This window comes from Caenimonas sedimenti (assembly GCF_007833165.1).
Lineage (GTDB): Bacteria > Pseudomonadota > Gammaproteobacteria > Burkholderiales > Burkholderiaceae_C > Ramlibacter > Ramlibacter sedimenti.
In genome coordinates this window covers 87,377-100,166 of the sequence record NZ_VOBQ01000001.1, presented here as the reverse complement: position 1 = coordinate 100,166, position 12,790 = coordinate 87,377, and the positions used below count along the sequence as shown (strand labels likewise).

At 69.6% G+C, this 12,790-nt stretch carries 13 protein-coding genes; 1 reads left to right on the top strand and 12 read right to left on the bottom strand.

The window, feature by feature from the left end:
- Positions 1-6 precede the first annotated feature (6 nt).
- From FN976_RS00535 to FN976_RS00480, 12 genes are all read right to left on the bottom strand, one after another.
- Complete coding sequence (locus FN976_RS00535; RefSeq protein WP_145889886.1) at positions 7-432, bottom strand: PaaI family thioesterase; 426 nt, start codon at positions 430-432, stop codon at positions 7-9.
- The gene (locus tag FN976_RS00530; protein ID WP_145889884.1) at positions 429-1,238 is read right to left on the bottom strand and encodes an SDR family oxidoreductase; all 810 of its coding nucleotides are present in this window, start codon (positions 1,236-1,238) and stop codon (positions 429-431) included. The genes FN976_RS00535 and FN976_RS00530 overlap by 4 nt, the downstream gene beginning before the upstream one ends.
- Positions 1,239-1,242: 4 nt before the next feature.
- Positions 1,243-2,223: a tripartite tricarboxylate transporter substrate binding protein gene (locus FN976_RS00525; RefSeq protein ID WP_145889883.1), complete on the bottom strand. Its 981-nt coding sequence runs from the start codon at positions 2,221-2,223 to the stop codon at positions 1,243-1,245.
- A gap of 22 nt (positions 2,224-2,245) precedes the next feature.
- The gene (locus tag FN976_RS00520; RefSeq protein ID WP_145889881.1) at positions 2,246-2,659 is read right to left on the bottom strand and encodes a PaaI family thioesterase; all 414 of its coding nucleotides are present in this window, start codon (positions 2,657-2,659) and stop codon (positions 2,246-2,248) included.
- Complete coding sequence (locus tag FN976_RS00515; RefSeq protein ID WP_145889879.1) at positions 2,656-4,170, bottom strand: class I adenylate-forming enzyme family protein; 1,515 nt, start codon at positions 4,168-4,170, stop codon at positions 2,656-2,658. Before FN976_RS00515 ends, FN976_RS00520 begins: the two co-directional genes overlap by 4 nt.
- Before the next feature lie 80 nt (positions 4,171-4,250).
- A complete protein-coding gene (locus tag FN976_RS00510) occupies positions 4,251-5,282 on the bottom strand; it encodes an AraC family transcriptional regulator (RefSeq protein WP_145889877.1) in 1,032 nt (343 codons plus the stop codon).
- Position 5,283: 1 nt separating this feature from the next.
- Positions 5,284-6,390 (bottom strand): CaiB/BaiF CoA transferase family protein, encoded by a 1,107-nt coding sequence (locus tag FN976_RS00505; protein ID WP_145889874.1) that lies wholly within the window; start codon positions 6,388-6,390, stop codon positions 5,284-5,286.
- A gap of 13 nt (positions 6,391-6,403) precedes the next feature.
- The gene (locus FN976_RS00500) at positions 6,404-7,246 is read right to left on the bottom strand and encodes an HpcH/HpaI aldolase/citrate lyase family protein (protein ID WP_145889872.1); all 843 of its coding nucleotides are present in this window, start codon (positions 7,244-7,246) and stop codon (positions 6,404-6,406) included.
- Positions 7,243-8,628, bottom strand: coding sequence for an MmgE/PrpD family protein (locus FN976_RS00495; RefSeq protein ID WP_145889870.1), 1,386 nt, complete (start codon positions 8,626-8,628; stop codon positions 7,243-7,245). The genes FN976_RS00500 and FN976_RS00495 overlap by 4 nt, the downstream gene beginning before the upstream one ends.
- Positions 8,625-9,779, bottom strand: coding sequence for a CaiB/BaiF CoA transferase family protein (locus FN976_RS00490; protein WP_145889868.1), 1,155 nt, complete (start codon positions 9,777-9,779; stop codon positions 8,625-8,627). Before FN976_RS00490 ends, FN976_RS00495 begins: the two co-directional genes overlap by 4 nt.
- 2 nt (positions 9,780-9,781) lie before the next feature.
- Positions 9,782-10,942 carry an acyl-CoA dehydrogenase family protein gene (locus FN976_RS00485; protein ID WP_145889866.1) on the bottom strand — a complete coding sequence of 387 codons (1,161 nt, stop codon included), beginning with the start codon at positions 10,940-10,942 and terminating at the stop codon, positions 9,782-9,784.
- Positions 10,939-11,799 (bottom strand): HTD2 family dehydratase, encoded by an 861-nt coding sequence (locus FN976_RS00480; RefSeq protein ID WP_145889864.1) that lies wholly within the window; start codon positions 11,797-11,799, stop codon positions 10,939-10,941. Before FN976_RS00480 ends, FN976_RS00485 begins: the two co-directional genes overlap by 4 nt.
- 89 nt (positions 11,800-11,888) lie before the next feature.
- Here FN976_RS00480 and FN976_RS00475 point away from each other — a divergent pair, with 89 nt between their 5' ends.
- Entirely contained in the window at positions 11,889-12,788 is a 900-nt protein-coding gene (locus FN976_RS00475; RefSeq protein WP_145889862.1) for a LysR family transcriptional regulator, read from the top strand.
- Positions 12,789-12,790: the final 2 nt, after the last annotated feature.

Below are 12,790 nucleotides of genomic sequence, written 5' to 3'. Positions count from 1 at the left end.
AATCGCTCATGCGGCGTCGCGATAGCGAAACGTCCCCATCGCCTGCGCGGCCACGTCCCCGCTGGCGTCAACGATGCTCGCCTCGCAGAAGCAAACCGACCGGCCGCCGCCGGTCACGCGGCCGGTGGCAACGAGCTTGCCCGTGCTGGGTCCCATGAAGGCGATGTGCATGTCGACGGTGACGACTTCACGCTCGTAGTTCACGCGGGAGAGCGCGGCATGCGCCATCGCGCAGTCGAGCAAGGTCATGACGACCCCGCCATGGCCGCGGCCGTGATTGTTGAGCAGCTCCTCGCGCAGTTCCAGCGAGAACACCGCTTCTCCCGCCGCGGCACGCTCGCGCACGACACCCATGTGCTCGGTGAACGGCACATAGCGGTCCGGTCCTCTGCGCGGCCGTGCTGCCGGCTCCTTGGCCACCGCTTGCGTCATGCCTTCTCCCGGCGGGAGGCGGCCGCCGCCGCCGTGAAATCGCGCGGCCCGCTCAGGGCCAACCCACCGTCGACGGGAATGATCGCGCCGGTGATGTAGGAACCCCAGTCACTCGCGAGCAGCATCGCCATGCGGGCGATGTCCTCGATCTTGCCCAGGCGCTTGAGCGGCACGCGCTCCGCCATCGCCTTCAGGTTGTCCTCGCCCGGTGCCAGCCGCTTCAGGCCTTCCGTGTCGGCGATCGGTCCCGGCACGATCGAATTGATGCGGATGCCCTGCGCGCCCCATTCGAGCGCCAGCACCTGCGTGAGCATGTCCACCCCCGCCTTCGCCGCGCACACGTGGGCCTGGAACGGCGTGGGGATGAAGGATTGGCCGGCCGAGATCTGGATCACGCAGGCGCCGGGCTTGCGCAGGTGCGCATGCGCCAGCCGCGCCACGTTGAAGCTGCCCAGCAGGTCGATGTCCACCACCGTCTTGAAGGCATTGGGCGACATGTCGAGTGCGCTCGCGAGGAAATTCCCCGCGGCGCCCGACACCAGCACGTCGATGGGACCGAAGTTCTCTTCGGCTTGCGCGAATGCGGCCTGCACCGCCTCAGGATGGCGCACGTCGGCCGCGATGCCGATGGCCTGCGCGCCCAGCGCCTGCAGTTGCGCCGCGGCGCTGACCACCTTGTCGGCCGACCGGCTCATCACCGTGACCTTGGCGCCCGCGCGGGCGAACGCCTGCGCGATCCCGAAGTTGATGCCGCTGGAGCCGCCGGCCACGAACAGGTGGCGGCCCTTGAATTGCGAGGTGTCCACCGTGCTACTCCGGCTTGAAGCCGATGTCGGCCAGCATCTTCGCGTCCCGCTGGTATTGCGCCTTGGCGTAGGCGAGGTATTCGTCGCCGCCGATCACGTTGGGCTGCATGTCGAACAACTCGACTTGGCGCAGGTAAGCCGGGTCGGCCGATGCCTTGCGGAACGCGGCCGCGAGGCGCGCGGCGATCTTCGGGTCCAGGTTCTTGGGCGCCACCAGGCCGACGGGCGACTCGATCACGAGGTCGTAGCCCAGCTCCTTGACCGTCGGTGCGCCGTAGGTTTTCAGCCTTTCGCTGGTGAAGGTGGCCAGCAGGCGGACCTTGCCGCCCTGGACCTGCGGACCGAAGCCCGGGTCACCGTACACGTCCAGGTGCCGGCCGATGACGGCGGTGAAGGCCTCGCTGCCGCCCTTGAACGGCACCATGTTGAAAGTTGTGCCAGCCAGCTTGGCCAGCCGCTCGCCGTAGATGCGGTTGATGCTGATCGCGCCGACATTGCCCCAGCTGATCGTCCCGGGGCGCTTCTTCGCGTCGGCCAGCAGCTCGGGCAGCGTCTTCCACGGCGTATCCGCCGCGACGACGATGCCGGTCGTGAGGCCGGCCAGGCCGATGAGGTAGGTGAAGTCCTTCAGCGGGTCCCAGGTCACCTTGGTCACGAGCGGCGCGCGGATCACCGAGTTGTGCATGACCGAGATGGTGTAGCCGTCGGCCTCGTTCATCGTCGCCAGGCTGGCGGTGCCCATGACGCCGCCGGCGCCGGGCTTGTGCATCAGCACGACGGGCTGGCCCAGGTCCTTGGCCGCCGCTTCCCCCAATGTGCGAAAGATCGGATCGAACGATCCGCCCGGGGGGAACGGCAGGATGAGCTGGATCGGCTTGCTCGGAAAGGGCTCGGCGGCGAAGGCGGGCAAGGCGCCGCAGGCGGCCAGCGCGAGCACCCCGGCCAGGGCGGAGCGGCGTGTCGGGAGTTGTCGGGGACCGGTCATGGGTTGTCTCCTGTTTGGATGTTCAACTGGGCAAGGGCAGGTAGCGGAAGGTGCCTTGTGCCTGCGCGATGGTTCGTCCGGCGGCGTCGGTGACCGCGGCACGGCACCACGCCACGCTCTCATCGTGTGTGACCACTTCGCCGTCGGCGGTGAGCCGGCCGCGGCCGGGTTCGAGAAAGCTGGTGGCGAGGTCCAGCGTCACCGCAGTGCGAGTGAACGCGACCTGCGAGACGGCAGCACTGGCCATCACGACGTCCAGCAGCGTGATGACCACGCCGCCATGGACGCCGCCGATCACGTTGCCGATCTCGGGCCGCTCGTCGATGACGAGCCGCGCCCGCCCGCCTTCCGAGAATTCGCGCTGCACGTCCAGCAACTGCATGAACGGCACCTGGCCGAATACGGTGCGCGGGTCGGCGGCGGTCACGGGCTTCATGCCGCGACTCGCTCGCGCAGCACGTTCTTGAGCACCTTGCCGGCCGCCGACAACGGCAGCTCCGGCGCGAAGGTGATGGCGCGCGGGCACTTGTAGCCGGCCAGGCGCTCGCGGCACCAGGCGCGCAACTCATCGGTCATGCGCCCGCAGTCGCCGTCCACGCCCGCGCGCAGCACGACGACCGCATGGACGGCTTCGCCCCATTGCGCATCCGGGATGCCGATCACAGCCGCTTGCTCCACGGCCGCGTGGCTGCGCAGGGCCGCTTCCACTTCGGCGCAGTAGACGTTCTCGCCGCCGCTGATGATCATGTCCTTCAGACGGTCGACGATGAACAGGTAGCCGTCGGCGTCCATGTGGCCCAGGTCGCCCGTGTGCAGCCAGCCGCCCTCGAGCGCGGCGGCGCTGGCCTCCGGCTGGCCCCAGTAGCCCTGCATCACCATGGGCCCACGTACCAGGATCTCGCCGACTTCGCCGCGCGGCAGCTCGCGGCTGTCCGGGCCCACGACGATGATCTCGGCGCCCAGGCCGGCACGCCCGACGGAGTTCAGTCGTCCTGTCGCCCGCGCTTCCGGCCGGTGATTGGCCGGCAGGTTGATGCAGACGGCACCGGCGGTTTCGGTCAGGCCGTAGGCCTGGAAGAACTCGGCCTCGGGCCAGGCGGCGAGCGCCCGGTCCAGCAGGTCGGGCGGCATCGGCGCCGCGCCGAACGCGATGCGCGTCAGGCTCTGGACGCGCGCCGGAGCAAACCCGGGGTCGTCGAGCAGCGACTGCAGCATGCTGGGCACGACCACGATGTCGGCGATGCGGTGCTCCTCGATCGCGGCCAGCACGGCGGGGGTGCGGAACTGCGCCATCGTGACGCAGCCACCGCCCACGAGCGTCTGCCCCACGAGCCGGCCGAGCCCGGCGACGTGGAACAGCGGCGCGACCAAGAGCGAGACTGCATCCGGCGAGTTGTTCAATTCCGCGCCACGCGTCATCGACGCAGACCACAGGTTCGCGTGGCTGAGCATCACGCCCTTGGAACGCCCGGTGGTGCCGCCGGTGTAGAGGATGGCCGCGAGCGCGTCGCCGCCGGTGCGCGTGTCCGGCAGCGGGGCCTGGGCTTGGGCTTCCTGCGCGAGTTGATCGAGCGTCAGGCGTGCCGTGGCCGCCAGCGGGACGGCGTGCCAGAGCGATGCGTCCACGAGCAACAGCGAGGACCCGCTGTCTTCAAGCGCATGCGCCAACTCAGGCGCGCTCCAGCGCGTGTTCAGCGGACAAGCCGCAGCGCCCAGCCACCAGCAGGCAAAGATCGCCTGCACCATCTGGTCGCTGTTGGGCGAGAGGATGGCAACGCGTTCTCCGCGGCGAACGCCTCGCAGCGAGAGGACTCCGGCCCGGCGCGCCACGGCATCCAGCAGCTCTTCAAACGTGGTGTTCCGCTCCGCCGTTCCGGCGAGGTGCGCCAGCGCGGCTTTGCCGGGATGGCGCTGCAGCGAGCGATGAAGGCCCTGGGTCAGGTACATGGCGCGCAGTTTGCGGCGCGATGTGCCTCGCTCCAATGGCCGGAAAGGTCAAAGCGATTGGCTGATTTGTCGTTGCCGGCTCACCCCGGGGCCCGCGACGACATCTCTTCGGCGGAACTGCGGTACTCCCCCGGCGCCACCCCCGTCCAGTTCTTGAACGCGCGATGGAAGGTGCTGGCCTCCGAGAAGCCCACGCGGTTGGCGATCTCGATGAGCGGCAGGCGGGTCTGCGCGAGGTACTCGATGGCGGTGTCCCGCCGCAACTCGTCCTTGATCTGCTGGAAGCCGCGGCCTTCCTCGCGCAGGCGGCGGCGCAACGTCTGCGGTGTCACCGCCAGTGCCTCACCGACCTCCTCCAGCGACGGCAATTCCCCGCCGAGACGGCGCCGGAGCAGCCGGCGGATGCGGTCGCTGAGGCTGCTCGTGTCGCGATAGCGGACGATCAGGTTGGCCGGCGCCCCCGCCAGGAACTCGCGCAGGCTCTGCCGCGTCTGCACCACCGGCAGCTCGAGCCAGTTCGCGTCGAACGTCATGCCCACGTGGGGCTGGTTCTGCCGGATCGGCGCCTGGTAGACGCGCGAGGTCTCGCTCGATTGCATGCCGGCCGTGTAGTCGATGCCCAGCAGCGGAACGCGGCGCGCCACCAGCCACGAGGCCGACCCGAAGGTGAACAGCATGAAGGCTTTGATCGCATAGTCCAGCCGCGCGTCACCGGGGCGCCGCAGCACGAAGTGGATTTGCGCCACGCCATCTCGAACCGACAGGCGCCCGACGAAATCGTCGATCAGCAGGCCGTAGAGGGAGAAGCCCATGCGCAGCGCCTCGCCGAGCGTCGCGCAGCGCACCAGTTGCTGCATGGCCAGGCCGAAGCTGCCGGGCCGCAGCGGGCGGTCCGCCAGGCCCCACAGTTCGTCCCGCAGCTGGCGGCGCAGGACGCGGATCAGGCTGGCGTACTGTTGTTGCGAGACACGCGCCAGCGGCGATTCCAGCAGGGCGAGCGCGATGCCGGCGCGTGCCAGGATGGGCGCCACGTCCAGCCCCCGCAGACGGGCGCCGAGCAGGATGTTGTGCACCTGCTGGATGGCGACCGTGTGGTGGCTGGGTTCCGCCATCTCAGCCAATCGCGCCTTCGGAGCGGAGCGTGGCGATCTCGTCCGCCGTGAAGCCCGCGCCCTGCAGGATTTCCTGCGTGTGCTCACCGGGCTGCGGCGCCTGGCCCGGCGGATCCTTGCTGAATCCGCGCGAGATGAAGTGCGGATGGGCCAGGGCTTCCTCCAGCCGCAGAACCGGCGTGACGCAGGCCTGGGAGCCCGCGAACAGCGCCGCCCAGTGCGCCATGGGCCGGGCGGCGAAGATCGCGCGCAGTTCCTCGCGCACACGCTCCTCGGTTTGACGGTCGCCGGTGCGGTGCAACTGCGCCAGGTCCGCCCGCTCCAGCCGCTCGCACAGGGCTTCCCAGAACTTGTGCTCCAGCGCGCCCACGGCGACGTGCCGGCCGTCGGCGGTCGCGTAGAAGCCGTAGCAGGCCAGCGCACCCGTCAAGGTGCCCTGGCCCAAAGGCTGGGCGTGGCCGGACTCGCGCACCGCGGCGAGCGGCAACACGGCCTGGGCCAGCACGCCGTCGGCAATGCCGATGTCCAGGTGCCGGCCCTGCCCGCTGCGCGTGGCCGCGAACAGCGCGGCCAGCATCTCCCGGACCGCGGTCATGGAACCCCCCAGCAGATCGGCGAGCGGCAGGTTCGACAGGGCGGGCCCGTGCGCGTTGCCGACCTGGTCGGCCACACCGGCGAGCGCGGCGTAGTTGATGTCGTGCCCCGGCGCCTGCGCCAGCGGGCCGGTCAGGCCGAAGCCGCTGATGCTGCAGTACACGATGCGCGGATTCACCGCACGCACCGCGTCGTACCCGGCGCCCAGGCGCTGCATGACGCCGGGGCGGAACCCCTCGACGAGCACGTCGGCGTCGCGGCACAACCGCAGCAGGGTGGCCAGCCCCTGCGGCTTCTTCAGGTCGATGCGGATCGCGCGCTTGTGGCGATTGACCAGATGACGCACGCCGGCATTGGCGTAGTCGCCGGCGCCGGTGTCTTCGACCTTGATCACGTCGGCGCCCAGGTCGGCGAGCTGCTGCGCGGCGAACGGGCCGGGCAGGAGGCGCGTCAGGTCGAGGATGCGGACGCCCGCCAACGGGGCCGCACGCGATGTGGATTGCTCTTGCGTCATGAAGGTGCCGGGTTCAGGCAGGGTGCAGGATGGCGTTCGCGCGCTGCAGGACGGGCGCGTCGACCATGGTGCCATCCAGGCGGAAGGCGCCGGTGCCATGGACGCGGCTGGCTGCCAGCACGCGCTGGGCCCATTCGCGCTCGCCGGCGGTCGGGCCCAGGGCTTCGTTCACGATGGCGACCTGGCCGGGGTGGATGCAGAGCTTGGCGCGAAAGCCGCAGCGGCGGCTGCGCCGCGTGTCCGCCACGAGACGCGCGGCGTCGTCCAGGGCCACCGTCACGCCGTCGACCGGCGCCGGCAGGCCGGCGCGGCGCGAAGCCAGCACCAAAGCCAGGCGCACCGGATCCAGTTCACGTTCGTCTTCACTGCATTGCATGCCCAGCTCGGCCTGGAAGTCGAGGTGCCCGAAGGCGATGCGCAGCACGCCGCGGGCGCGCGCCAGGATCTCCAGCGCGTGCAGGCCCTGGGCGGATTCGATCAGGGGCACGACAGGCGCCACCGCGCTGCGCGCCACGCGCTCGATGGCGGTCGCGGTCTCCGCCTTGGGCAGCATCACCGCGGCGGGCGGCGCCGGCGCCAGCTGTCGCAGCAGGGCATGGTCGTCCTCGTGGGCATCCGTGGCTGCCGCATTGATCCGCAGCAGCATGCGAGCGCGTTGCTCGCCCGTGAGCGACGGCCACTCGCGCAGGAGGGATCGGCGGGCGTCGGCCTTTTGCGCTGTCGCGACGGCGTCCTCGAGGTCGAGGATCACCGCATGCGCACCACTGGCCAGCGCCTTCGGCAGGCGATCCAGACGGTCGGCGGGGACGAACAGGAAGCTGCGCGCGGCGGCGAGAGGCGAAGGGGTGCTGCTCATGCGCCCTCACCCCGGCCCTCTCCCGCAGGCGGGAGAGGGAGTAGTGCGTCGACCCGTGGCCAATGCGCGACCTGCCACAAGCGCTGCACAGCCGCACGCATCTCGGCTTCAGTCGCGCCGCCGCTGAATGCCGCCAGCTGCAATGCCTTCGCGGTGATCTCGTCACGGCTGAGCGTGTTGCCCGGGTCGCCCTTGGGTTCGTCCACGCGGCCGCGCAGCGTGCGTCCGTCCACCGTGTGAACCGTGACCTTCCCGATCCAGCGGCGTGGGTAGGCGCCATCGACTTCGGGGTCCCGTTCCATCTCGATGCGGTCGCGCAACGCGACGATCGCATCATCCCGGAAGTGCTCCTCGAACTCGGGCAGGCCCGCGTGGCGGTAGTGCGCCACCAGCGCGAGCACGGTGCCCATGGAGAACTTGCTCTGGTGCACAGTGACGGGGTCGACGACAGGCCCCAGCACGTCGATGGCGCCCTGGTGGACGTGCGTGACGATGCGGGCGATGTCGGCCGGCTTCAACGCATGTTCGATCATCACCGCGGCCAGCGCGTCGGCGGCTGGATGCGTGTGACGGCAGGACGCGTGGTACTTGAACGATGTTTCGGCCGTGGCCCAGCGCGTGCCCAGGCCGTCGGTGAGCTTGCGCGCATCAGCATCACTCGACATCCCCGCGGCCATGCCCTGCGGGCCGTCGAAGATCCGGTCGGCACCGGTGAAACCATCCTTGGCGAGATACGCCGACAGCAACCCGGCGGCGGCAGCGTGCGCGGTGTGCAGCTGCTTGGAGTCCGCGCCCGTGCGCAGGAACTCCCACAGCCCGGCAGACTGCGTGCCGGCGGAGCCGAACGCGTGGCGCATCTGTTGCGCATCCAGGCCCAGCAAGTTGCCCACGGCGGCGGCCGCCGCCAGCGTGCCGGCGGTGCCGGTCGTGTGGAAGACCTTGTAGTGCGACCGGCCCAGGAACTCGCCGACGCGGATGCCGGTTTCGTAGCCGGCGACGCAGGCGGCCAGCAACTGCCGGCCACTGGCCCCCAACGCCTGCGCCACGGCCAGCGCGGGCGAAAAGACCACCGTGGCCGGATGGAAGACCGAGCCGTTGTGCACGTCGTCCTGCTCGGCCACGTGCGAAGCGGCCGCATTCGCCATCGCCGCGAAGTAGGGACTGCTCCTGCGCCGCGTGGTGATCACTTCGGCGGCGCCCTGCTGCGGACCCATCGCCTGGGCGAAACTGGAGATGGCGGTGACCGGGCGCGAACCGTGGCCCGCGACGGCGGAGGCGAACCAGTCGACCAGCAGGTCCTCGGTCTTGCGGACCACCTCGCCGGGAATGTGTTCGAAACGCAGGCCGGCGGCGAAGCCGGCCAGGTCGGCACCTGCATTCATGATGGCTGCTCCAGTTCGATGCCGAGTTCTTGCAGGATCGCCTGCGTGTGTTCGCCGACCGCCGGCACGGCATCCATGCGGTAGTCGAAGGCGCTGTTGCGCCCCGGCGGCAACAACGCCGGGATGGGCCCGGCGGGCGTTTCGACTTCGCGCCAGCGCGCGCGCGCCTTCAGTTGCGGATGGGCCCACAGGCCCGCCATGTCGTTCATGCGCGCGTTGGCGACCTGAGCTTCGTCGAGGCGGCGCTCGACTTCAGGGGTGGCCAGCGTACCGAAGACTTGGAGAATCTCCGCCTGCAGCGCCGCCCGGTTCTCGTTCCGGCGCGCGTTGGACTGGAAGCGAGGATCGCTGGCCAGCTGCGCGTCGCCCAGCACCTTGTCGCAGAAGGCCGCCCATTCCCGCTCGTTCTGCACACCCAGGATCACGGCCCCGTCGCGCGTGGCGAACGGCCCATACGGATAGATGCTGGCATGCGATGCGCCGGTGCGCGGCGGCGGCGGCGCGCCGTCGTACGCGTAGTAGAGCGGAAAGCTCATCCACTCGCCGAGCGACTCGAGCATGGAGACATCGATGTGGCTGCCTTCGCCCGTGCGCGCGCGCTGCATCAGCGCGGCCAGGACGGAGCTGTAGGCATACATGCCCGCGGCGATGTCCGCCATCGAGTTGCCGGCCTTGGAAGGCGTGTCCGGCGTGCCGGTCACGGACAGCACGCCGGCCTCGGCCTGGATCAGCAGGTCGTAGGCCTTCTTGTCGCGGTAGGGACCATCGTCGCCGTAGCCGGAGATGTCGCAGACGATGAGCCGCGGATGCACTTCGCGCAGCGCCTCGTACGACAGCCCCATGCGGGCCGCGGCACCCGGCGCCAGGTTCTGCACCAGCACATCGGCTTTCGCCACCAGCGCCTTCAGCGCGACGAGCGAGGCTTCATCCTTCAGATCGAGGGCCAGGCTCTCCTTGGAGCGGTTGGTCCAGACGAAATGCGAGGACAGGCCGCGCGCCCGGGTGTCGTAGGCCCGGGCAAAGTCGCCGGCGCCCGGGCGCTCGACCTTGATGACGCGCGCGCCCAGGTCGGCCAGCTGGCGGGTGCAGAAGGGCGCGGCGATCGCGTGTTCCAGCGACACCACGGTGATTCCGTCGAGGGGGCGGGTCATGATCAAAAGGACCGCGGCAGCCCGAGCACGTGCTCGGCCACATAGGAAAGGATGAGGTTGGTCGAGATCGGCGCCACCTGGTACAGGCGCGTCTCGCGGAACTTGCGCTCCACATCGTATTCGCAGGCGAAGCCGAAGCCGCCATGGAACTGGATGCAGGCGTTGGCCGCCTCCCAGCTCGCCTTGGCTGCCAGGTACTTGGCCATGTTGGCCTGCGCGCCGCAGGGTTCATGCGCGTCGAAGCGCCGGCAGGCCTCCCAGCGCATCAGGTTCGCTGCCTCGATCTCGATGTGCGCTTCTGCTATGGGAAACTGCACACCCTGGTTCTGGCCGATGGGCCGGCCGAACACCACCCGGTCCTTCACGTAGTTCGTCACCCGGTCGATGAACCAGTAGCCGTCGCCGATGCATTCGGCGGCGATCAGCGTGCGCTCCGCGTTCAGCCCGTCCAGGATGTACTTGAAGCCCTGGCCTTCCTCGCCGATCAGGTTCTCCGCCGGAATCTCCAGGTTCTCGAAGAACAGCTCGTTGGTCTCGTGGTTGACCATGTTGGGGATGGGCCGCACCGTCATGCCCGACTGCTCGGCCTCGCGCAGGTCCACCATGAAGATCGACATGCCCTCGGACTTCTTCTTCACGTCGGCCAGTGCCGTGGTGCGCGCGAGCAGGATCATGAAGTCCGAATGCTGGATGCGCGAGATCCAGACCTTCTGGCCATTGACGACGTAGCGGTCGCCCTTCTTCACGGCCGTGGTCTTGATCTTCGTGGTGTCGGTGCCGGTGCTGGGCTCCGTCACGCCCATGGACTGCAGCCGCCATTCGCCGGTGGCGATCTTCGGCAGGAACTTGTGCTTCTGGGCCGGCGAACCATGGCGCAGCAGCGTGCCCATGTTGTACATCTGGCCGTGGCAGGCGCCGGAGTTGCCGCCCGAGCGGTTGATCTCCTCCATGATCACGGAAGCCTCGGCCAGGCCCAGGCCCGAACCGCCGTACTCCTGCGGGATCAGCGCGGCCAGCCAGCCGGCCTTCGTCAAGGCATCGACGAAGGCTTCGGGGTAGCCGCGCACCTCGTCGACCTTGCGGTGGTACTCATCGGGGAACTCGGCGCAAAGGGCACGCACCGCATCGCGGATGTCCTGATACTTGTCGTTTTCGTGTTTCATTCTTCGATCTCCGCACTGGCCTTCATCGTCAGCCAGCCTTCATGGTCCTGGGCCCAGAGCTGCACACCCATGCCATCGCGCAGGCCGTTCACGCGCAGGGGCCGGCCGTCGAACGTGGGCCGCAAGGCCTTGAATTCGAAGCGGCGGACGCGCGCGGCAGGCGCCTGCCGCCGCAACAGGTCCAGCAGCAAGGTCGCGATCAGGGGGCCATGGACGACCAGGCCCGGGTAACCCTCGACCTCGGTCACGTACGAACGGTCGTAGTGGATGCGATGGCCGTTGAAGGTCAGCGCGGAATAGCGGAACAGGAGCACTTCGTCGGGCGTCAGTTGGCGCTGCCAGGCGGCGGCGGAGGGCGCGGCCACGGGTGCGGGCGGCGCCTCACCGGGCTGCGGGGCCGCGCGGTAGACGATGTCATGCTCTTCGGTCAGCGCCAGTCCCGCGGCGTTGTGGACCTCGTGGCGCACCGTGACGAAGACCAGTTCCCCGCTGCGCCCGCTCTTGTGCGCGACCGAGGCGATGCACGAGATGCGGCGCACGGCATCGCCCACGCGCAGCGGGTTCGCGGCTTCCCACTGCAACCTGCCGCCAGCCCACATGCGCCTCGGCAAGGGTACGGGCGGCAGGAACCCGCCGCGCTTCGCATGGCCGTCCGGTCCGATTTCGCTGGCGGCGTGCACCGGCAGGAAGTAGAGCCAATGCCACAGCGGCGGCAGCTCCGTGCCGGCGCGCGGCGGCGCGTCCTCCCGGTCCAGGGTAGCGGCCAATGCGCGCACGGGCGCGGCCGTGATGTCGTCGGTGACCGTCTCGGTGCGGCCGATCCAGTCCTGCAAGGCGGCCAGAGAGGTATCGCTCATGGGCGTATCGTCGCGCGATCGGGCCTGCGGCACAATGCGCCAATGCAAAAGTCAGCCTTCGGAATCGCCGAAGGCTGCACCGGCCCGCCATGCACTTCGACCTGATCGACCTGCGCCTGTTCGTGCTCACCGCCGAGGAGCGCAACCTCACCCGCGCCGCGGCGCGCCAGCACTTGTCGCTGGCGGCGGCGAGTGCGCGCATCAAGGCGCTGGAAACCCAGGCGGGGCTGCCGCTGCTCTACCGTGAGGCGCGCGGCGTGCGCCTGACGCCGCCCGGTGAGGCCTTCCTGCACCACGCCCGCGAGGTGCTGCGCCAGGCCGACCAGTTGCGGCGCGACCTGCACGACTACGGCGGCGGATTGCGCGGACACGTCCGCGTGTTCGCCAACACGACGGCGGTGACCGATTTCCTGCCCGAGATCCTGCCCGGCTTCCTGGCGGCGAATCCGCGCGTCAACGTCGACCTTCAGGAAAAACCGAACGCCGACATTCCGCGCGGCGTGCTCGACGGCCGGGCCGATCTCGGCATCGTCGCCGGCGCCATCGACACGCTGGGCCTGCAATCCATCCACTTCAGCACCGACCGGCTGGTGCTGGTCACGGCCCGCGGCCACCGTTTCGCGCGCCGCAAGCGCGTCGCCCTGGCGGACACGCTGGACGAGGACATCGTCGGCATGCACCACGGCAGCACGCTGCAGAGCTTCCTGGAGCAGCGCGCGGAGCAGCTGGGCCGGCCCATGAAGCTGCGCATCCAGCTGTCGAGCTTCGACGCGATGTGCCGGATGGTCGGCAGCGGGGTCGGCGTCGCGATCGTTCCCGAGAGCGCGGCGCGGCGCAACCTCGAGCCGCTGAAGCTGGCGCAGATCGAACTGACCGACGCGTGGCGGGTGCGTGAGCGCCATATCGTGGTGCGGGAGCTGGAAACCCTGCCGGCGTATGCGCGGTCCCTCGTCGACTTGCTGCTTTCTCATTTCAAGGCGACGCCGTGACG